The 20,925-nt window shown below is 70.3% G+C and carries 18 protein-coding genes; all 18 read right to left on the bottom strand.

The annotated features are described in order from the left end of the window. A partial coding sequence (locus ABT095_RS11490; RefSeq protein ID WP_350529118.1) for a thiamine pyrophosphate-dependent enzyme occupies positions 1 to 371 on the bottom strand: 371 nt, incomplete at its 3' end. Further along, positions 364 to 2,361, bottom strand: a complete 1,998-nt coding sequence (locus tag ABT095_RS11485; RefSeq protein ID WP_502884856.1) for a 2-oxoacid:acceptor oxidoreductase subunit alpha — start codon at positions 2,359 to 2,361, stop codon at positions 364 to 366. The genes ABT095_RS11485 and ABT095_RS11490, both read right to left, overlap by 8 nt. Positions 2,362 to 2,624: 263 nt before the next feature. Further along, positions 2,625 to 3,287, bottom strand: a complete 663-nt coding sequence (locus ABT095_RS11480; RefSeq protein ID WP_350529117.1) for a LuxR C-terminal-related transcriptional regulator — start codon at positions 3,285 to 3,287, stop codon at positions 2,625 to 2,627. 124 nt (positions 3,288 to 3,411) lie between these two features. Continuing rightward, the gene (locus ABT095_RS11475) at positions 3,412 to 4,425 is read right to left on the bottom strand and encodes a polyprenyl synthetase family protein (RefSeq protein WP_350529116.1); all 1,014 of its coding nucleotides are present in this window, start codon (positions 4,423 to 4,425) and stop codon (positions 3,412 to 3,414) included. Positions 4,426 to 4,623: 198 nt separating this feature from the next. Continuing rightward, the gene (gene nuoN, locus ABT095_RS11470; protein ID WP_350529115.1) at positions 4,624 to 6,261 is read right to left on the bottom strand and encodes an NADH-quinone oxidoreductase subunit NuoN; all 1,638 of its coding nucleotides are present in this window, start codon (positions 6,259 to 6,261) and stop codon (positions 4,624 to 4,626) included. Then, positions 6,258 to 7,874, bottom strand: coding sequence for an NADH-quinone oxidoreductase subunit M (locus tag ABT095_RS11465; protein WP_350529114.1), 1,617 nt, complete (start codon positions 7,872 to 7,874; stop codon positions 6,258 to 6,260). Before ABT095_RS11465 ends, nuoN begins: the two co-directional genes overlap by 4 nt. Positions 7,875 to 7,908: 34 nt before the next feature. Then, positions 7,909 to 9,804 (bottom strand): NADH-quinone oxidoreductase subunit L, encoded by a 1,896-nt coding sequence (nuoL, locus tag ABT095_RS11460; RefSeq protein ID WP_350529113.1) that lies wholly within the window; start codon positions 9,802 to 9,804, stop codon positions 7,909 to 7,911. Between the two features lie 8 nt (positions 9,805 to 9,812). Further along, positions 9,813 to 10,112 carry an NADH-quinone oxidoreductase subunit NuoK gene (gene nuoK / locus ABT095_RS11455; protein ID WP_350529112.1) on the bottom strand — a complete coding sequence of 100 codons (300 nt, stop codon included), beginning with the start codon at positions 10,110 to 10,112 and terminating at the stop codon, positions 9,813 to 9,815. Next, positions 10,109 to 10,975 carry an NADH-quinone oxidoreductase subunit J gene (locus ABT095_RS11450; protein ID WP_350529111.1) on the bottom strand — a complete coding sequence of 289 codons (867 nt, stop codon included), beginning with the start codon at positions 10,973 to 10,975 and terminating at the stop codon, positions 10,109 to 10,111. Before ABT095_RS11450 ends, nuoK begins: the two co-directional genes overlap by 4 nt. After that, positions 10,972 to 11,553, bottom strand: a complete 582-nt coding sequence (nuoI, locus tag ABT095_RS11445) for an NADH-quinone oxidoreductase subunit NuoI (RefSeq protein WP_350529110.1) — start codon at positions 11,551 to 11,553, stop codon at positions 10,972 to 10,974. Before nuoI ends, ABT095_RS11450 begins: the two co-directional genes overlap by 4 nt. A gap of 4 nt (positions 11,554 to 11,557) precedes the next feature. Beyond that, complete coding sequence (nuoH, locus tag ABT095_RS11440) at positions 11,558 to 12,889, bottom strand: NADH-quinone oxidoreductase subunit NuoH (protein ID WP_350529109.1); 1,332 nt, start codon at positions 12,887 to 12,889, stop codon at positions 11,558 to 11,560. After that, positions 12,886 to 15,330: an NADH-quinone oxidoreductase subunit G gene (locus ABT095_RS11435; RefSeq protein WP_350529108.1), complete on the bottom strand. Its 2,445-nt coding sequence runs from the start codon at positions 15,328 to 15,330 to the stop codon at positions 12,886 to 12,888. Before ABT095_RS11435 ends, nuoH begins: the two co-directional genes overlap by 4 nt. Then, positions 15,327 to 16,685 (bottom strand): NADH-quinone oxidoreductase subunit NuoF, encoded by a 1,359-nt coding sequence (gene nuoF / locus ABT095_RS11430; protein ID WP_350529107.1) that lies wholly within the window; start codon positions 16,683 to 16,685, stop codon positions 15,327 to 15,329. The genes ABT095_RS11435 and nuoF overlap by 4 nt, the downstream gene beginning before the upstream one ends. Then, positions 16,685 to 17,428, bottom strand: coding sequence for an NADH-quinone oxidoreductase subunit NuoE (nuoE, locus tag ABT095_RS11425; protein ID WP_350529106.1), 744 nt, complete (start codon positions 17,426 to 17,428; stop codon positions 16,685 to 16,687). Before nuoE ends, nuoF begins: the two co-directional genes overlap by 1 nt. Then, on the bottom strand, positions 17,425 to 18,750 hold the full coding sequence (locus ABT095_RS11420) for an NADH-quinone oxidoreductase subunit D (protein WP_350529105.1): 1,326 nt from the start codon (positions 18,748 to 18,750) through the stop codon (positions 17,425 to 17,427). Before ABT095_RS11420 ends, nuoE begins: the two co-directional genes overlap by 4 nt. Next, entirely contained in the window at positions 18,747 to 19,463 is a 717-nt protein-coding gene (locus ABT095_RS11415) for an NADH-quinone oxidoreductase subunit C (protein ID WP_350529104.1), read from the bottom strand. The genes ABT095_RS11420 and ABT095_RS11415 overlap by 4 nt, the downstream gene beginning before the upstream one ends. Then, positions 19,460 to 20,014, bottom strand: a complete 555-nt coding sequence (locus ABT095_RS11410) for a NuoB/complex I 20 kDa subunit family protein (RefSeq protein ID WP_350529103.1) — start codon at positions 20,012 to 20,014, stop codon at positions 19,460 to 19,462. Before ABT095_RS11410 ends, ABT095_RS11415 begins: the two co-directional genes overlap by 4 nt. Positions 20,015 to 20,078: 64 nt before the next feature. Beyond that, positions 20,079 to 20,438, bottom strand: coding sequence for an NADH-quinone oxidoreductase subunit A (locus tag ABT095_RS11405; protein ID WP_014137597.1), 360 nt, complete (start codon positions 20,436 to 20,438; stop codon positions 20,079 to 20,081). Positions 20,439 to 20,925: the final 487 nt, after the last annotated feature.

The following is a 20,925-nucleotide window of genomic DNA, read 5'->3' as shown; positions in this document are numbered from 1 at the left end:
CGCAGGGCGTGGATGAGGTGGTTGCCGCCGATGGAGAGCGCGTCGCCGTCGCCCGTGACCACCCACACCGACAGGTCGGGGCGGGAGGCGGCCAGACCGGTGGCGATGGCCGGGGCGCGGCCGTGGATGGAGTGCATCCCGAAGGTGTTCATGTAGTACGGGAAGCGGGAGGAGCAGCCGATGCCGGAGACGAACACGGTGTTCTCGCGCTTGATGCCGAGCTCGGGCATGAAGGACTGCACGGCGGCCAGGATCGCGTAGTCACCGCAGCCCGGACACCACCGGACTTCCTGGTCCGTCTTGAAGTCCCGTGCGCTCAACGGCGAGTCGGACTTCGGCACCAGCTTCAACGAGCGGAAGCCCTCAGACATCGTTCTCCTCGTTCCCTTCTCCGACTCCGTCGAGACCGGCGTCCAGCGTGCCGATCGCCGCCCACAGCACATCCGCCAACTGGGCCGCCTTGAACGGCAGTCCACGCACCTGGTTGTAGGACTGCGCGTCCACCAGGTACTTGGCCCGCAGCAGCAGGGCGAGCTGACCCAGGTTCATCTCGGGCACGATCACCCGGTCATAACCGCGCAGCACCGCACCGAGGTTGGCGGGGAAGGGGTTCAGGCTGCGCAGGTGCGCCTGCGCCACCGAGCCGCCGTCCGCCCGGACTCGCCGCACGGCGGCCGTGATCGGCCCGTAGGTCGAGCCCCAGCCGAGCACCAGGACACGGGCGTCGCCGCTCGGGTCGTCCACCACCACGGGGGCGACGTCGATGCCGTCGATCTTCGCCTGGCGGGTGCGGACCATGAAGTCGTGGTTCGCCGGGTCGTAGGAGATGTTGCCGGTGCCGTCCTGCTTCTCGATGCCGCCGATCCGGTGCTCGAGCCCGGCCGTACCGGGCACCGCCCACGGGCGGGCCAGCGTCTGCGGGTCGCGCTTGTACGGCCAGAAGGCCTCCGTGCCGTCCTCGGTGACGTGGTTCGGGCCGGTGGCGAACTTCGGCTCGATCACCGGGAGTTCGTCAACCTCGGGCACCCGCCACGGCTCGGAGCCGTTCGCCAGGTAGCCGTCCGAGAGCAGCAGCACGGGCGTGCGGTAGGTGACCGCGATCCGGGCCGCCTCGATCGCCGCATCGAAGCACTCGGCCGCCGTGGCCGGAGCCACGATCGGCACCGGCGCCTCGCCGTTGCGGCCGAACATGGCCTGCAGCAGGTCGGCCTGCTCGGTCTTGGTCGGCAGGCCGGTGGACGGGCCGCCGCGCTGGATGTCGACCACGAGCAGCGGGAGTTCGAGCGACACCGCCAGGCCGATGGTCTCCGACTTCAGCGCCACACCCGGGCCCGAGGTGGTCGTGACGCCCAGTGCGCCGCCGAAGGCCGCGCCGAGCGCGGCGCCGATGCCGGCGATCTCGTCCTCGGCCTGGAACGTCCGCACGCCGAAGTTCTTGTGCTTGGACAGCTCGTGCAGGATGTCGGAGGCCGGGGTGATCGGGTAGGAGCCGAGGAACAGCGGCAGGCCGCTGCGCTCCCCCGCCGCGATCAGGCCGTAGGACAGCGCCAGGTTGCCCGAGATGTTGCGGTAGGTGCCGGCCGGCAGTGCCGCCGGGGGCACCTCGTAGGAGACCGCGAAGTCCTCGGTGGTCTCGCCGAAGTTCCAACCCGCCCGGAAGGCCGTGATGTTGGCCTCCGCGATGTCCGGCTTCTTGGCGAACTTCTGCCGCAGGAACGCCTCGGTGCTCTGCGTCGGCCGGTGGTACAGCCAGGAGAGCAGCCCGAGCGCGAACATGTTCTTCGCCCGCTCGGCGTCCTTGCGGGCCAGCCCGCTCTCCTTGAGCGCCTCCACCGTGAGCGAGGTCAGCGGCACCGGGTGCAGGTGGTACGCCTCCAGCGAGCCGTCGGTCAGCGGGTCGGCGGCGTAGCCGACCTTGGCCAGGGCACGCTTGGTGAACTCGTCGGTGTTGACGATGATCTCCGCGCCGCGCGGGAGATCGGCCAGGTTCGCCTTGAGGGCGGCCGGGTTCATCGCGACCAGCACGTTCGGCGCGTCGCCGGGGGTCAGGATGTCGTGATCGGCGAAGTGCAGCTGGAAGCTGGAGACACCCGGCAGAGTCCCGGCAGGGGCCCGGATCTCGGCGGGGAAGTTCGGCAGCGTGGAGAGGTCGTTGCCGAACGACGCCGTCTCCGAGGTGAATCTGTCACCCGTGAGCTGCATACCGTCACCGGAGTCCCCGGCGAATCGGATGATCACCCGGTCCAGCCGACGGATCGGCTTGGCGGGCCGTAGCGTGCCACCGCCCGGGGCGGTGGAGCCACTGGCCCCTTCGCCGTCCGAGCCGTCCACTGTCTCAGACTGATCGACCTGACTGGTCACTGCCGCGGACCTCCTCGTGGGGCGACCAGCCGCGGGCGTGAGCCGTGTGCCCCGTCCGCCTGGTGCACCAGTCGCATCCTACGGCGGCCCGTCGGCGCCGAGCCGGAACTCAGGACAAGCGACGTAGGTGTGTAAACCTCCTCGTCAAGTTCAACAACGAACCATTCTCGGACCGTACCCGATCCGTCCCGACTGGTCCCGAATCCCTCCGGTCGAGACCGATCGGCTCATTAATTGAGACGCCCCAATTCCCCTTGTGAAGATCAGGAGTTGAGATAGGTGAGCACCGCGAGCACCCGGCGGTGGTCGGCGCCGCTCTGGGCGAGTCCGAGCTTCTGGAAAATACTGCTCACGTGTTTCTCGACGGCTCCGTCGGAGATCACCAACTGCTTCGCGACCCCCGCATTAGTACGGCCTTCGGCCATCAGTCCGAGGACTTCCCGCTCGCGCGGGGTGAGGCCCGCCAGGGTGTCGCCGCGGCGGCTGCGCATGAGCAGCTGCTGCACCACCTCGGGGTCCAGCGCCGTACCGCCGCCCGCCACCCGGACCACCGCGTCCACGAACTCGCGGACCTCCGCCACCCGGTCCTTCAGCAGGTACCCCACGCCCTGGGTGGAGCCGGCGATCAGCTCGCCCGCGTACTGCTCCTCGACGTACTGCGACAGCACCAGGACGCCCAGCCGCGGGTACAGCCCGCGCAGCGTCACACAGGCCCGCACGCCCTCGTCCGTGTGCGTGGGCGGCATCCGCACGTCCGCCACCACCACGTCCGGCAGAGCGCCTTCCCCGGCCAGGTCGTGGACGGTCTTGAGCAGGGCCTCGCCGTCCCCCACGGCCGCCACCACCTCCAGCCCCCGGTCGGTGAGCAGCCGGATCAGCCCCTCCCGCAGCAGCACGGAGTCCTCGGCGATGACCACACGGAGCATGTGCTTTCCCCTCCCAGATCAGCTTGCAACGCCCAGGGGCGCGAGGAACTGCGCGAGTGCGGAAGGCACAGGCCTGTCATCTTCCGACTTCGCGCAGTTCCTCGCGCCCCTGATAGTGCAACTACTACATCGTGCGAATGGCTACGGCGTCGCAGAGCCCCTGCAGGGCGTCCTTCGCCGGGCAGTCCGGGAGCGGAGCGAGGAGCGCACGGGCCTCCTCCGCATAGCGCAGCGTCTCGCGGCGGGCGCGCTCGAGGGCGGGGTGGCGACGCAGGAGGCGCAGGGCCTCGGCGTGGAGGTCGTCGTCCTCGGAGAGGTCCTGCGACAGCAGCTCGCGCAGGCGGACGTCCTCGGGGTCGGCCGGGTCCACCTCGGTCTGGTGGAGGAGCAGGATCGGGAGGGTCGGGACGCCCTCGCGCAGGTCGGTGCCGGGGGTCTTGCCGGACTCGTGGCCGTCGGAGGCGATGTCGAGCACGTCGTCGGCCAGCTGGAAGGCGGTGCCCATCCGCTCGCCGTACTGGGTGAGGATGTCGACCATCCACGGCTCGGCGCCGGCCATCAGCGCGCCGAAGCGGCAGGAGACGGCGATCAGCGAGCCGGTCTTGCCGGAGAGCACGTCGAGGTAGTGCTGCAGCGGGTCCTGGCCGGGGACGGGCCCGGCGGTCTCCAGGATCTGGCCGGTGACGAGGCGCTCGAACGCGTCGGCCTGGATCCGGACGGCCTCGGGGCCGAGGTCGGCGAGCACCTGGGAGGCGCGGGAGAAGAGGAAGTCGCCGGTGAGGATGGCGACGGAGTTGTCCCAGCGGGCGTTGGCGCTGGGGGCGCCCCGGCGGACGGGGGCTTCGTCCATCACGTCGTCGTGGTAGAGCGTGGCCAGGTGGGTCAGCTCCACGACCACGGCGGAGGGCACCACGCCGGGGGCGTTCGCGTCGCCGAACTGGGCGGCCAGCATCACGAGCAGCGGACGGAAGCGCTTGCCGCCGGCCTCGATCAGGTGGCTGGCGGTGATCGTGATGAACGGGATGTCGCTCTTGACGGCCTCGGCGAGCGCGGCCTCCACGGCGTCCATCCCGGTCTGGACGTCCCGGGTCAGATCGCGGTCCTGCACGCTCAGCCCGAAGGGCCCCACGACGGTCACGAAGACCACTCCTGTCCCTGGTCGAATCTGCGGCCTGGTCCTTGAGTGCCCCCTGGCCTACAAGGAGGGTATCCGGTCGCGAGTGGATCACTGCACGGGCGTGCGGATCTGCGCCTCCGCGCGTACGACGAGGCCCGTGGACGTGTGCCACGGGCCTCGTCGAAGAGGGGGTCCCCCCGGCCGAAGGCTGGGGGAAGATCAGCGGACGAAGACGGCGGCCTTCGAGGCGAGATCCAGGAAGTACTGCGGCAGCAGCCCCAGGCCCAGGGTGACGAGCACCCCGAGCGCGATGGCGGTGGCCGTCATGGCGCTCGGCACCGCGACGGCGGGGCCGCCGGGCTGCGGGTCGGAGAAGAACATCAGCACGATGACGCGGATGTAGAAGAAGGCCGCGACGGCCGAGCTGAGCACACCGACGATCACCAGCGGGGTCGCCCCGCCCGCCGCCGCGGCCTGGAAGACCGCGAACTTGCCCGTGAACCCACTGGTCAGCGGGATGCCGGCGAAGGCGAGCAGGAAGAGCGCGAAGACCGCCGCGAGCAGCGGCGAGCGCCGCCCGAGCCCGGCCCAGCTGGAGAGGTGGGTCGCCTCGCCCTTGGAGTCGCGGACCAGGGTGACCACGGCGAAGGCGCCCAGCGTCACGAAGGAGTACGCGAGCAGGTAGAAGAGGACGGCGCCGAGCCCCTGCTTGTTGGTCGCGATCACGCCGGTGAGGATGAAGCCGGCGTGGGCGATCGAGGAGTAGGCGAGCAGCCGCTTCACGTCCTGCTGGGTGACGGCCAGGATCGCGCCGACCACCATGGTGAGGATCGCCACACCCCACATCACCGGCCGCCAGTCCCAGCGCAGGCCGGGGAAGGCGACGTAGAAGAGGCGCAGCAGCGCGCCGAAGGCCGCCGTCTTGGTGGCGGCCGCCATGAAGCCGGTGACCGGCGTCGGGGCGCCCTGGTAGACGTCCGGCGTCCAGGAGTGGAAGGGCACCGCGCCGACCTTGAAGAGCAGGCCGACGGCCAGCATGGCCAGGCCGATCAGCAGCAGCGCGTCGTTCTGGGTGGTGACGGCCAGCGCCGGGGTGGTCGGGGCGGTGCCCGCGATCACGTCGGCGATCTCCGGCAGCGAGACGCTGCCCGCGTAGCCGTAGAGCAGCGCGGTGCCGAAGAGGAAGAAGGCCGAGGCGAAGGCGCCGAGCAGGAAGTACTTGACCGCCGCCTCCTGCGAGAGCAGCCGCCGGCGGCGGGCCAGCGCGCAGAGCAGGTAGAGCGGGAGGGAGAACACCTCGAGCGCGACGAACATGGTCAGCAGGTCGTTGGCGGCCGGGAAGAGCAGCATGCCGCCGACGGCGAAGAGGGTGAGCGGGTAGACCTCGGTGGTGGTGAACCCGGCCATGGTGGCCTGGCGCTCCTGCTCGCTGCCGGGCACCGCGGCGCCCTGGGCGGCGAAGGCGTCCACCGAGGAGCCGTTCAGCCGCGGCTCGAGGCGCCGCTCGCCGTAGCCGAGCACGGCCACGATCGCGGTGAGCAGGATGACGCCCTGGATGAAGAGCGCAGGGCCGTCCAGCGCCACCGCGCCCATGGCCAGCAGGCCGGACTTGGTGGAGCCGTGGCCCTGCGCCGCCAGGATCACCACGGCGGCGAAGCCGCCGCACAGGCCCGCCAGGGCCACGGTCAGCTGGCTGGCGTACCGGGCCTTCCGGGGCAGGAAGGCCTCGGCGAGGATGCCGAGCACGGCCGCGCCGAAGACGATCAGCATCGGCGAGAGCTGGGCGTACTCCACGTGCGGGGCCGGGATGCTCGGGCTGTTGCCGCCCGTCGCCGCGAGGTAGAGGGCGTGGTTCACTTCTGCTCACCTCCGGAGGTGGCGGCGACCGGGTGGGCCGGTGCCGGGTCGGACTGGTGCACCTGGGAGAGGGTCGCGTTGACGGCCGGGTTCACCAGGTCGGTGAGCGGCTTCGGGTAGACCCCGAGCAGCAGGGTGAGCGCCACCAGCGGGGCGACCACGAGCAGTTCGCGGACCTTGAGGTCGCTCATGCCCTCGACCCCGGCCTTGACCGGGCCGGTCATGGTGCGCTGGTAGAGCAGCAGCGCGTAGAGCGCGGCGAGCACGATGCCGAAGGTCGCCACGATCCCCAGCGCCGGGTACTTGCTGAACGTGCCGACCAGCACCAGGAACTCGCTGACGAAGGGCGCCATGCCCGGCAGCGAGAGGGTGGCCAGGCAGCCCAGCAGGAACGTCCCGGCGAGCACCGGGGCGACCTTCTGCACCCCGCCGAAGTCGGCGATCAGGCGCGAGCCGCGGCGGGAGATCAGGAAGCCCGCGACGAGCATCCAGGCGGCGGTGGAGATGCCGTGGTTGACCATGTAGAGCGTGGCGCCGCTCTGGCCCTGGCTGGTGAAGGCGAAGATGCCCATGATGATGAAGCCGAAGTGCGAGATGGAGGCGTAGGCCACCAGCCGCTTGATGTCCTTCTGCCCCACCGCGAGCAGCGCGCCGTAGACGATCCCGATCAGCGAGAGCACCAGGATCGCCGGGCCGAAGGTGCGCGAGGCGTGCGGGAAGAGCCCGAGGCAGAACCGCAGCATCGCGAAGGTGCCGACCTTGTCGACAACTGCCGTGATCAGCACGGCCGTTCCGGCGGTGGCCTCACCCATCGCGTTCGGCAGCCAGGTGTGCAGCGGCCAGAGCGGGGCCTTGACGGCGAAGGCGAAGAAGAAGCCCAGGAAGAGCGCCTTCTCGGCCGTCGGGTCGATCACCAGCTTGCCGTCGGAGATCGCGTTGGTGAGCGTCGGCAGGTCGAAGCTCGCGAAGCCCTGGTCGGAGGCGATCACGTACAGGCCGACCACGGCGGCCAGCATGACCAGCCCGCCGAGCAGGTTGTAGAGCAGGAACTTGACGGCGGCGTACGAGCGTTGGGCCCCGGAGTCCGGGCCGCCCGCGCGGTCGCCGAAGCCGCCGATCAGGAAGTACATCGGGATCAGCATGGCTTCGAAGAACACGTAGAACACGAAGACGTCGGTCGCCAGGAAGGAGACCAGCACCATCGCCTCCACCGCGAGCACCAGGGCGAAGAACGCCTGGGTGCGCCGGAGGTTCTCGAAGGTGCCGTCGGGATTGCGCACCGGGTCGGCGTCGTTCCAGGAGGCCAGCATCACCACCGGCACGAGCACGGCGGTCAGCAGGGCGAGCACGGCACCGATGCCGTCCACGCCGAGCGAGAAGCTGATCCCGAAGGAGCGGATCCAGCTGTACGACTCGGTCAGCTGGTACCTCGCGCCGCCGGAGTCGAAGCGGGCGGCGATGACGGCGGTCAGCACCAGGGTGGCGAGCGAGACGGTGAGCGCGACGGCCTTGGTGGTGCGGCGGCGCGTCTCGTCGGAGCCGGCGGGCAGGGCGGCGGTGAGCACCGCGCCCACCGCCGGGACGGCACAGGTGGCGGTCAGCAGGTAACTCATGGCCGGACCTCCCGCCGGGCGTTCGGATGAGCCATCAGACGGACCTCATCAGGAGAGTGGTGGCGACCAGCACGACCGTGCCGCCGAGCATGGAGAGCGCGTAGGAGCGGACGTACCCGGTCTGCACCCGACGCAGGCGGCCGGAGATGCCGCCGATCGCGGCGGCCAGACCGTTGACGAACCCGTCCAGCGCGCGGCTGTCCAGGTAGACCAGCGCGGCGGTGAGCGCCGAGCCGGGTCGCACCAGGAGGGCGTGGTTGATGTCGTCCTGCAGCAGGTCCCGCCGGGCCGCGCGGGTCAGCAGCGAGCCGACCGGCGGGGTGACCGGGACGGGCGAGCGGCCGTACATCAGGTACGAGACCAGCACGCCGCCCGCGACCACCAGCGAGGTGAGCAGGGTGACCACGATCGGCTGCAGCGGGGAGTCGCCCTCGGCGTGGCCGGTGACGGGCTCCAGCCAGTTCACGAAGGAGCTGCCGAAGGCGAAGATCCCACCGGCGAAGACCGAGCCGAAGGCCAGCACGATCATCGGCAGCGTCATGGTCGACGGCGACTCGTGCGGGTGCGGCTCGTGGCCGTCTTCGTCCTGGGCCCAGCGCTTCTCACCGAAGAAGGTCATGATCATCACGCGGGTCATGTAGAACGCGGTGACGGCGGCGCCGATCAGGGCGCAGAGGCCGAGGATCCAGCCCTCGGTGCCGCCCTTGGCGAAGGCCGCCTCAATGATCTTGTCCTTGGAGAAGAAGCCGGACAGTCCGGGGAAGCCGATGATGGCCAGGTAGCCGAGCCCGAAGGTGACGAAGGTGACCGGCATGAACTTCCGCAAGGCCCCGTAACGGCGCATGTCCACCTCGTCGTTCATGCCGTGCATGACCGAACCGGCGCCGAGGAAGAGCCCGGCCTTGAAGAAGCCGTGGGTCACCAGGTGCATGATCGCGAAGGCGTACCCGATCGGGCCGAGGCCGGCCGCCAGGATCATGTAGCCGATCTGCGACATGGTCGAGCCGGCCAGTGCCTTCTTGATGTCGTCCTTGGCGCAACCGACGATCGCACCGTAGAGGAGCGTGACGGCGCCGACCACCACCACGACCGTCTGCGCGTCCGGCGCCAGGTCGAAGATCGCGTGCGAGCGGGTGATCAGGTAGACCCCGGCGGTCACCATGGTGGCCGCGTGGATCAGGGCCGAGACCGGGGTCGGGCCCTCCATCGCGTCCCCGAGCCAGGACTGCAGCGGCACCTGGGCCGACTTGCCGCACGCGGCGAGGAGCAGCATCAGCGCGATGGCCGTCAGCTTGCCCTCGCTCGCGTCGTGCGCCGTGGCGAAGACCCCGGTGAAGCTGAAGTCCCCGAACTGGGTGAACATCAGCATGATCGCGATCGACAGGCCCACGTCACCGACGCGGTTGACAAGGAAGGCCTTCTTGGCGGCGACGGCCGCGCTCGGCTTGTGCTGCCAGAAGCCGATCAGCAGGTAGGACGCGAGACCGACGCCCTCCCAACCGACGTACAGCAGCAGGTAGTTGTCCGCCAGCACCAGCATCAGCATGGCGGCCAGGAAGAGGTTGAGGTAGCCGAAGAACCGGCGGCGGCGCTCGTCGTGCGCCATGTACCCCACCGAGTAGAGGTGGATCAGCGAGCCGACACCGGTGATCAACAGCACGAAGGTGACGGAGAGTTGGTCGAGCTGGAAGGAGACGTCGGCCTGGAAGCCGTTCACCGGGATCCAGCTGAACAGGTGCTGGTGCACCGCGCGTTGCTCGGTCGAGCGGCCCAGCATGCCGGCGAAGAGCACCAGGCCGAAGACGAAGGAGAGCACGGCGGCGAGGAGGCCGAGCCAGTGACCGAAGCGGTCCAGGCGGCGCCCGCCGAGCAGCAGCAGGGCGGCGCCGGCCAGCGGGGCCGCCACGAGCAGCGGAATGAGAGTGTTCACCCTGGCCCCTACAGCTTCATCAGGTTGGCGTCGTCGACCGAGGCCGAGTGCCTCGCCCGGAAGATGCTCACGATGATGGCGAGACCGACGACGACCTCGGCCGCCGCGACCACCATGGTGAAGAAGGCGATGATCTGGCCGTCCAGGTTGCCGTGCAGGCGGGAGAAGGTCACCAGCGCGAGGTTCGAGGCGTTGAGCATCAGCTCCACGCACATGAACAGCACGATGGCGTTGCGCCGGATCAGCACCCCGGAGGCGCCGATGGTGAACAACAGCGCTGCCAGGTACAGGTAGTTGACCGGGTTCACTCCGACTCCTCCTTACCGTTCGAAGCCTTGCCGTTGGAGGCGGACGCCAGCTCCTCTCGCCGGGGGCCGGTCACGGCCGGGCGGGCGGAGGGCGCGCGGCCCAGCCACTCGGCGGTGTTGCCCTCCAGCTCGGCCATCCGGCGCAGCATGTCCTGGCTGACGTCACGGATCTGGCCGCGCTCGCGCAGGGTGCCCATCACCGAGTCCTCGGCCACGGTGCCGTCCGGCAGCAGGGCCGGGACGTCCACCGCGTTGTGCCGGGCGTAGACGCCGGGGGCCGGCAGCGGCGGCACCTGGAGGTTGTCCTTGACCCGCTGGGCGGCCAGCTCGCGCTGGGTCGCCGGAGCCTTCACGTGCTCGCGGTGGGTCAGCACCATGGCGCCGATCGCGGCCGTGATCAGCAGTGCGCCGGTGACCTCGAAGGCCCAGACGTACTTGGTGAAGATCAGCCGGGCCAGGCCCTGCACGTTGCCCTCGGCGTTCGCCTCGCCCAGGCCGGTGAAGTGGCTCAGGTGCGCGTTGGCGATGCCCGCGATGAGCAGCACCCCGAAGCCGAGCCCGCAGAGCACGGCGGCGATCCGCTGGCCCTTCAGCTGCTCCTTCAGGGAGTCGGCCGAGGTGACGCCGACCAGCATCACCACGAACAGGAAGAGCATCATGATCGCGCCGGTGTAGACCACGATCTGCACGACGCCCAGGAAGACGGCGCCCTGGGCCATGTAGCAGACCGCCAGCGCCAGCATGGTGGCCGCCAGGCAGAGGGCGCTGTGCACGGCCTTCTTGAGCAGCAGCATGCCGAGCGCCCCGCCCACCGCGATCACCGCGAGGATCCAGAACTGCACGGCCTCACCCGTGGAGGTCATGACGACACCTCCCGGTCCCGCACCGTGCGCTCCTGCTGCTCGGTGCCGGGCGCCGCCTCGGTGACCTCGCCCCGGTAGTACGCGCCTTCGTCGGCACCCGGGTAGTACTCGTGCGGGCTGTCGACCATGCCCTCGGTCAGCCCGACCAGCAGCTGCTCCTTGGTGAAGATCAGCGACTCCCGCGAGGAGTCGGCGAGTTCGTACTCGTTGGTCATGGTCAGTGCCCGGGTCGGGCAGGCCTCGACGCAGAGCCCGCACAGGATGCAGCGGGCGTAGTTGATCTGGTAGACCGCGCCGTAGCGCTCCCCGGGGGAGTACCGCTCCTCGTCGCGGTTGTCCGCACCCTCGACGTAGATCGCGTCGGCCGGGCAGGCCCAGGCGCACAGCTCGCAGCCGACGCACTTCTCCAGGCCGTCCGGGTGCCGGTTCAGCTGGTGGCGGCCGTGGAAGCGCGGAGCGGTGGGCTTCTTCTGCTCCGGGTACTGCTCGGTCAGGCGCTTCTTGAACATGGCCTTGAAGGTCACGCCGAAGCCTGCGGCCGGGCCCAGGATCGAAGGCTTCTCTTCGGAGTCAGGCATCGGGTCAGCTCCCCTCGGAATGGTCGGCCCCGTTGAGGGCGTCCTGCAGTTGCGGCGCGCGGCTGCGCCTGCGCGGCACCGGCGGGAGCTCCTGGCCGGGCAGCGGCGGTACGGGGTAGCCGCCCGCCATCGGGTCGAACTCGGCGGCGACCGCGGGCTTCTCGGGCTCCTTCTGGTGCTTGAAGAAGTCCCGCAGCAGGGCGAGCAGCAGGATCACGGCGATCGGCGCGCCCACGTAGAGCACCACCTTGCCGAAGTCGTAGCCCTCGTTGCGCAGCGCCCGCACGCTGGCCACCATCACCAGCCAGACCAGCGAGACCGGGATGAGCACCTTCCAGCCCAGCTTCATGAACTGGTCGTAGCGCAGCCGGGGCAGGGTGCCGCGCAGCCAGATGAAGAAGAACAGCAGCAGCTGGATCTTCAGCGTGATCCAGAGCATCGGCCACCAGCCGTGGTTGGCCCCGGCCCAGAAGGTCGAGACCGGCCACGGGGCCCGCCAGCCGCCGAGGAAGAGCGTCGAGGCGACGGCCGAGACGGTCACCATGTTGACGTACTCGGCGAGCATGAACATCGCGAACTTCAGCGAGCTGTACTCGGTGTTGAAGCCGCCGACCAGCTCGCCCTCGGCCTCCGGGAGGTCGAAGGGCGCCCGGTTGGTCTCGCCGACCATCGCGATGATGTAGACGATGAACGAGACCGGCAGCAGCACCGCGAACCAGGTCGGCTGCTGCGAGGCGACGATCTCCGAGGTGGACATCGAGCCCGAGTAGATGAAGACCGCCGCGAAGGACAGGCCCATCGCGATCTCGTAGCTGACCATCTGGGCCGCCGAGCGCAGCCCGCCGAGAAGGGGATACGTCGACCCCGACGACCAGCCGGCAAGGACGATGCCGTAGATGCCGATCGAGGCGGTGGCCAGGATGTAGAGCAGGGCGATCGGCAGGTCCGTGAGCTGCATCGGGGTGCGGGTGCCGAAGATGGAGATCTCGTTGCCCGCCGGGCCGAAGGGGATCACCGCGAAGGCCATGAAGGCCGGGATCGCCGAGACGACCGGGGCCAGCACGTAGACCACCTTGTCGGCCCCGGTGACGACCAGGTCCTCCTTGAGGGCCAGCTTGATGCCGTCGGCCAGCGACTGCAGCATGCCCCAGGGGCCGTGCCGGTTCGGGCCGATCCGCAGCTGCATCCAGGCGACGACCTTGCGCTCCCAGACGATCGCGATCAGCACGGTGAGCACCAGGAAGGCGAAGACGAAGACCGCCTTGAGCAGCACCAGCCACCACGGGTCACGCCCGAAGAAGCCGAGCGTCTCGTACGCGGCGAGAGTCGTGTTCACGAAGCCACCTCCCCGGTGACAGCAGCGATGGTCACCAGGTGGCCGACGGTGGTGCCGAGCGTCCGGTACGCCCCGCCCGGCGTGGAGTTCAGCGGGATCCACACGGTGCGGTCCGGCAGGTCGTCGGTCAGTTCAAGTGGCAGCACCAGCGAACCGGCCGGTCCGGTCACCCGGACGGATCGATCGGCGCCGATCTCCTTGGCGGTCACCGGGCTCAGCCGGACCACGGCCGCGTGCCGGGTGCCGGCGAGGTGCTCGTCCCCGCGCTGCAGCGAGCCCTGGTCGAGCAGCAGCCGGTGGCCGGCCAGCACGGCTTGGCCGGTGGCCGGGCGCGGCAGCGGCGCGGGGTGCGCGGCGGGGGCCGCCGGGCGGTCGCCCGCCCACGGGGTGAAACGGTCCAGCTCGAGGCGGGCGGCGCGGACGTCGGGCAGGCCGAGCCTGGTGCCGAGCGCGTCGGCGAGCATGTTCAGCACCCGCACGTCCGACTGCAGCTGACGCTGCATCAGCTGGTCGCCCTTGAGCGCGGGTTCGAACATCCGCACCCGGCCCTCCCAGTCCAGGAAGGTACCGGCCTTCTCGGCCACGGCGGCCACCGGGAAGACCACGTCGGCCCGCTCGGTGACGGCGCTCGGCCGCAGCTCCAGCGAGACCACGAACGGCACCCGGCCGAGCGCCTCCTCGGCCAGCGCCGGGTCGGGCAGGTCGTCCAGGTCGAGCCCGCCGAGCACCAGCGCGTCGAGGTCGCCGTGGGCGGCGGTGGCCAGGATCTGGTCGGTGTCCCGGCCGAGCCGGGCCGGCAGGTCGGCCACACCCCAGGTGGCGGCGGCTTCGGCGCGGGCGGCGGCGGCCGTCACCGGGCGCCCGCCGGGCAGCAGCCCGGGCAGCGCACCGGCCTCGATCGCCCCGCGCTCCCCCGCCCGGCGCGGCACCCAGGCCAGCCGGGCGCCGGTCGCGTGGGCCAGCCGCAGCGCGGCGGTGAGCGCGCCGGAGGCGGCGGCCAGCCGCTCGCCGACCATGATCACGGCGCCGGGCTGCCGCAGCAGGGTGGCCGCCTTGCCCGCGTCGTCGCCGAGCGCTTCGTCGTCGGCCAGCGCGGCCAGCCACTCGGCCTCGGTGCCGGGGGCGGCGGGCAGCAGCGCGCCGTGCAGCTTGCCCAGGCCCCGGGAGCGGTGGGTGGCGATCGAGAAGACCGGCAGCCCGTGCGCCCGGTTGGCCTTGCGCAGCCGCAGGAAGACGATCGGCGACTCCTCCTCGGGCTCGAAGCCCGCGAGCAGCACGGCCGGCGCCTGCTCCAGGTCGGCGTAGGAGACGCCCTGACCGTCCAGGTCCACGCCCCGCCCGGCGACGGCGGCGGCCAGGAAGTCCGCCTCCTCGCCGCTGTGCGGGCGGGCCCGGAAGTCCACGTCGTTGGTGCCGAGCACCACCCGGGCGAACTTGCCGTAGCCGTAGGCGTCCTCGACCGTCACGCGGCCGCCGGTGAGCACCGCGGCGCGCGCCCCGCGCAGCCCCTCGGCGGCGGCGGCCAGCGCCTCCGGCCAGGAGGCTGGGGCGAGTTCGCCGTCGGCGTTGCGGACGAGCGGGGTGGTCAGCCGCTCGCGCGACTGGCCGTAGCGGAAGGCGAACCGGCCCTTGTCGCAGCTCCACTCCTCGTTCACCGCCGGGTCGTCTCCGGCCAGGCGCCGCAGCACCTTGCCGCGCCGGTGGTCGGTGCGCAGCGAGCAGCCCGAGGAGCAGTGCTCGCAGACGCTCGGTGAGGAGGCCAGGTCGAAGGGCCGCGAGCGGAACCGGTAGGCCGCCGAGGTGAGCGCGCCGACCGGGCAGATCTGGATGGTGTTGCCCGAGAAGTAGGAGGCGAACGGCTCGTCGGCGCCGGTGCCGACCTGCTGCAGCGCGCCGCGCTCGACCAGCTCGATGAACGGGTCACCGGCGATCTGCTGCGAGAAGCGGGTGCAGCGGGCGCAGAGCACGCAGCGCTCGCGGTCGAGCAGCACCTGGGTGGAGATCGGCACCGGCTTCTCGTAGGTGCGCTTCATGCCCTCGAAGCGCGAGTCGGTCTCGCCGGTGGACATCGCCTGGTTCTGCAGCGGGCACTCACCGCCCTTGTCGCAGACCGGGCAGTCCAGCGGGTGGTTGATCAGCAGCAGCTCCATCACGCCGCGCTGGGCCTTCTCGGCCACCGGCGAGGAGACCTGGGTGCGCACCACCATGCCCTCGGCCACCGGGATGGTGCAGGAGGCGACGGGCTTGCGCTGGCCCTCGATCTCCACGATGCACTGGCGGCAGGCCCCGGCGGGGTCGAGCAGCGGGTGGTCGCAGAAGCGGGGGATCTGGGTGCCGATCTGCTCGGCCGCGCGGATCACCAACGTCCCCTTGGGGACCTGGACCTCGACGCCGTCGATGGTGAGGGTCACCAGGTCGGTGCTTGTTTCGAGGGCGGTCACGCGTGCACCTCCCTCTCGGTGGCGGGGTCGTGGGTCTGCGGCCGGTCGGCCCAGACGGTGGCGGCGGCCGGATCGAACGGGCAGCGCCGCTCGGTGAGGTGGCGCTCGTACTCGGCCCGGAAGTACTGCAGCGAGGAGACGATCGGGCTCGCGGCGCCGTCGCCGAGCGCGCAGAAGGACTTGCCGTTGATGTTGTCGGCGATGTCGAGCAGCTTCTCCAGGTCGCCCTGGACGCCTTCGCCGGCCTCGATCCGCTTGAGCAACTGCACCAGCCAGTAGGTGCCTTCACGGCACGGGGTGCACTTGCCGCAGGATTCGTGGGCGTAGAACTCCGTCCACCGGGTGACGGCCCGCACCACGCAGGTGGTCTCGTCGAAGACCTGCAGCGCCTTGGTGCCCAGCATCGAGCCGGCCGCGCCCACGCCCTCGTAGTCGAGCGGGACGTCCAGGTGCTCGTCGGTGAACATCGGCGTCGAACTTCCGCCCGGCGTCCAGAACTTGAGCCGGTGGCCGGGCCGGATGCCGCCGCTGACGTCGAGCAGCTGGCGCAGCGTGACGCCCAGCGGCGCTTCGTACTGGCCGGGGTTGGTGACGTGCCCGGAGAGCGAGTAGAGCGTGAAGCCGGGCGACTTCTCGGTGCCCAGCGACTTGAACCACTCGGTGCCCTTGGCCAGGATCGGCGGCACCGAGGCGATCGACTCGACGTTGTTGACCACCGTCGGGCAGGCGTACAGACCGGCGATGGCGGGGAACGGCGGCCGCAGGCGCGGCTGGCCGCGGCGGCCCTCGAGCGAGTCGAGCAGCGCCGTCTCCTCACCGCAGATGTACGCCCCGGCGCCCGCGTGCACGGTGATGTCGAGATCGATCCCGGACCCGAGGATGTTCTTGCCGAGGTAGCCCGCCTCGTACGCCTCGGCCACGGCGGCGTGGAGGCGCCGCAGCACCGGCACGACCTCGCCGCGCAGGTAGATGAAGGCGTGGTCGCAGCGGATCGCGTAGGACGCGATGATCATGCCTTCGATCAGCGAGTGCGGGTTGGCGAACAGCAGCGGGATGTCCTTGCAGGTGCCCGGCTCGGACTCGTCGGCGTTGACCACCAGGTAGTGCGGCTTGCCGTCGTTCTGCGGGATGAACTGCCACTTCATGCCGGTCGGGAAGCCGGCCCCGCCGCGCCCGCGCAGGCCGGAGTCCTTGACCAGCGCGATCACCTCGTCAGGCTGCATGGCCAGCGCGGCGCGCAGGCCCTGGTACCCGTCGTGGCGGCGGTAGGTGTCGAGGGTCCAGGGGCGGGTGTCGTCCCAGGAGGCGGAGAGTACGGGCGAGAGGAGCTTCTCGGCCGGCTCTGCGGAGGTCATCACGCTTCCGTCCCTTCGTGCCGGGGGGAGACCACCTTGGTGCCCGAAGTGCCGGGCAGCGTCTCGCCCTTGGCGAGCCGCAGGCCCGCCAGCGAGGGGGCGCCGCCCGCGCCGGAGGCGTCCACGGCGCCGGGGCGCTCGTCGGGGAAGCCGGCCAGGATGCGCGCGGTGTCCTTGAAGGAGCAGAGCCGGGCGCCCCTGGTCGGCTCGGCCTCGCGGCCGGCTCGCAGGTCGTCGACCAGCTGCTTGGCGCTCTCCGGCGTCTGGTTGTCGAAGAACTCCCAGTTGACCATCACCACGGGGGCGTAGTCGCAGGCCGCGTTGCACTCGATGTGCTCGATCGAGATCTCGCCGTCAGCGGTGGTCTCGTTGTTGCCGATGCCCAGGTGGTCCTGCAGCTCGGCGAAGATCTGGTCGCCGCCGAGCACCGCGCAGAGCGTGTTGGTGCACACGCCCACGTGGTACTTACCGGCGGGCCGGCGCCGGTACATGCTGTAGAAGGTGGCGACGGCCGTCACCTCGGCGGTGGTCAGCTCCAACTGCTCGGCGCAGAAGCGGACTCCGCTCGGGGAGACGAAGCCCTCCTCGGCCTGCACCAGGTGCAGCAGCGGCAGCAGCGCGGACCGCGACACCGGGTAGCGCCCGATCAACTCGCGCGCGTCCTCGGCCAGTCGGGCCTGCACCTCGGCCGGGTAGGGCTTGGCCGGCAGGGCCGGCAGCCCGAGATCAGTGCTGTTGCTCACCTGTCCACGCCTCCCATCACCGGGTCGATCCCGGCCACCGCGACGATCACGTCGGCGACCTGGCCGCCCTCGCACATCGCCGCCATCGTCTGCAGGTTGGTGAACGAGGGGTCGCGGAAGTGGACGCGGTACGGGCGCGTCCCTCCGTCGCTGACCACGTGCACCCCGAGCTCGCCCTTGGGCGACTCGACCGCCGTGTACGCCTGGCCGACCGGCACCCGGAAGCCCTCGGTGACCAGCTTGAAGTGGTGGATCAGGGCCTCCATCGAGGTGCCCATGATCTTCCGGATGTGGTCCAGCGAGTTGCCCATCCCGTCCGGCCCGACGGCCAGTTGGGCGGGCCAGGCGATCTTCTTGTCCGCCACCATCACCGGGCCGGGCGCCAGCCGGTCCAGGCACTGCTCGACGATCCGCAGGGACTGCTTCATCTCCTCCAGGCGGATCAGGAAGCGCCCGAAGGAGTCGGCGGTGTCGGCGGTGGCGACCTCGAAGTCGTAGTTCTCGTAGCCGCAGTACGGGTCCGTCTTGCGCAGGTCGTGCGGCAGGCCGGTGGCCCGCAGGATCGGACCGGTGGCGCCGAGCGCCAGGCAGCCGGCCAGGTCGAGGAAGCCGACGTCCACCAGGCGGGCCTTGAACACCGGGTTCCCGGTGGCCAGCTTGTCGTACTCGTGCATCCGGGAGCGGAGCGTCTTCACGGCCTCGCGGATCTGGTCCACCGCACCGGGCGGCAGGTCCTGGGCCAGGCCGCCGGGGCGGACGTACGCGTGGTTCATCCGCAGGCCGGTGACCAACTCGAAGACGTCCAGGATGAGTTCGCGGTCCCGGAAGCCGTAGATCATCAGCGTGGTGGAGCCGATCTCCATGCCGCCGGTGGCGAGGCACACCAGGTGCGAGGAGATCCGGTTGAGCTCCATCATCAGCACCCGGATCACGCTGGCGCGGTCCGGGACGTCGTCCGTGATGCCGAGCAGCTTCTCCACCGCGAGGCAGTACGCCGTCTCGTTGAAGATCGGGGTCAGGTAGTCCATCCGGGTCACGAAGGTGGTGCCCTGGACCCAGGAGCGGAACTCCATGTTCTTCTCGATGCCGGTGTGCAGGTAGCCGATCCCGCACCTGGCCTCGGTGACGGTCTCGCCGTCGATCTCCAGGATCAGCCGCAGCACACCGTGCGTGGACGGGTGCTGCGGGCCCATGTTGACGATGATCCGCTCGTCGTCGGCCCGGCCGACGGCCTCCACCACCTCGCCCCAGTCCCCACCGGTGACGGTGAAGACCCGGCCCTCGGTGGTCTCCCGGGAGGTGGACTCGTACTGGGTGCTCATGAGTACGACCTCCGCTGGTCGGGAGCCGGGATCTGGGCACCCTTGTACTCGACCGGGATGCCGCCGAGGGGGTAGTCCTTGCGCTGCGGGTGGCCCAGCCAGTCGTCCGGCATCATGATCCGGGTCAGCGCGGGGTGGCCGTCGAAGACCAGGCCGAAGAAGTCGTAGGCCTCGCGCTCGTGCCAGTCGTTGGTCGGGTAGACGCTGACCACCGACGGCACCCGCGGGTCGCTGTCCGGAGCGGTCACCTCGACGCGCAGCAGGCGGCCGTGGGTGATCGAGCGCAGGTGGTAGACGGCGTGCAGCTCGCGGCCCTTGTCGTGCGGGTAGTGCACGCCGCTCACCCCGAGGCAGAGCTCGAAGCGCAGCGCCGGGTCGTCCCGCAGGGTGCGGGCGGCGGCCAGCAGGTGCTCGCGGGCGACGTGGAAGGTGAGCTCGCCGCGGTCCACCACGGTCTTCTCGATCACCTCGGCCGGGTCGAGGCCCTGCTCCTCGAGCGCGCCCTCGAACTCGTCCGCCACCTCGTCGAACCAGCCGTGCCCGTACGGGCGCCGGCTGGCCGGGGGCAGCGCGACGGGGGCGACCAGACCGCCGAAGCCGGAGGTGTCGCCGGTGCCCTGGGCGCCGAACATGCCCTGGCGGCTGCCGATCACCTCGACCGGCAGCTCACGGCGCGGCTCCCCGGAGCGGGCGACGGGTACGTTCTCGCTCATCGCAGCAGCCCCCGCATCTCGCTGGTCGGGGTGGCGTGCAGGGCGAGCTCCTCGGCCAGCTCCTCGGCGCGGCGCTTGTTCACGCCGAGCTTCTCGTGCTGGATCTTCTCGTGCAGCTTGAGGATCGCGTCCATCAGCATCTCCGGCCGCGGCGGGCAGCCGGGCAGGTAGATGTCCACCGGCACGATGTGGTCGACGCCCTGGACGATCGCGTAGTTGTTGAACATCCCGCCGGAAGAGGCGCAGACGCCCATCGAGATGACCCACTTCGGGTTGGCCATCTGGTCGTACACCTGGCGCAGCACCGGGGCCATCTTCTGGCTGACCCGCCCGGCCACGATCATCAGGTCCGCCTGGCGGGGCGAGCCCCGGAAGACCTCCATGCCGAAGCGGGCCAGGTCGTAGCGGCCGGCCCCCGTCGTCATCATCTCGATCGCGCAGCAGGCCAGCCCGAAGGTGGCCGGGAAGAGCGACGCCTTGCGCACCCACCCCGCGGCCGTCTCCACGCTGGTGAGCAGAAAGCCGCTGGGCAGCTTCTCCTCGATTCCCATCAGAAACCTCTCAGCCTCTCAAGTCCGGTGCTTTGCCCCCGCGTTCACAAGCTGGGCGCGGGTGTCAGTCCCACTCCAGACCGCCGCGCCGCCAGACGTAGGCGTACGCGACGAAGACGGTGGCGATGAAGAGCAGCATCTCGACCAACCCGAAGATCCCCAGGGCGTCGAAGCTCACGGCCCAGGGGTAGAGGAAGACGATCTCGATGTCGAAGACGATGAAGAGCATCGCCGTGAGGTAGTACTTGATCGGGAACCGGCCGCCGCCCACCGGCTGCGGGGTCGGTTCGATACCGCACTCGTACGCCTCCAACTTGGCCCGGTTGTACCGCTTGGGGCCGGTCAGTGAGGCCATCACGACGGAGCCGACCGCGAACGCCGCCGCGATGGCACCGAGTACGAGGATCGGCGCGTAGGCATTCATGAGCCCCCGCTCCCTCCGTCCAGTCGTCCCTGACTGCAGTTCGGAACCATCGGGTCACGCTACGTCGACCCTGTGATCCGGTTCCCGAGATCCACCCCATGTGAGGCAGTTCACAAGGCCGGGAACGAGCGCATCCTATGCCCGTCGGCTTGTGATCTGCGACACGCAGTTCTGGACGATCTTTGTGATCTGCACCACCTCGCAAACGATCACCAAGACGATCAAGTCGCGAACTATCCACGCAGTGCAGGCAAATGACCACATACTGTCGCATTCGCTTCCGAAGCGGCTGGTCAACGGCCTTGCGCTATATCAATGATCATGCGCCCACGGCAAATTTCTGGGACTCAGGTTGACGTGATAGAGAGCCTCACCCTCCCGGGTGGACGGCTGCTGGCGGCCATTTGACCTTTCGTTCACAAGCGGTCGACGCGGCCGGAAACGACGCCGCCCCCGCCGTCGGGTGACGGCGGGGGCGGCGGGGGCG

The sequence above is a fragment of the Kitasatospora sp. NPDC002227 genome, assembly GCF_040296285.1.
Lineage (GTDB): Bacteria > Actinomycetota > Actinomycetes > Streptomycetales > Streptomycetaceae > Kitasatospora.
The sequence above is the reverse complement of the archived record's forward strand: the minus strand, read 5'-3'. Positions and strand labels throughout refer to the sequence as shown.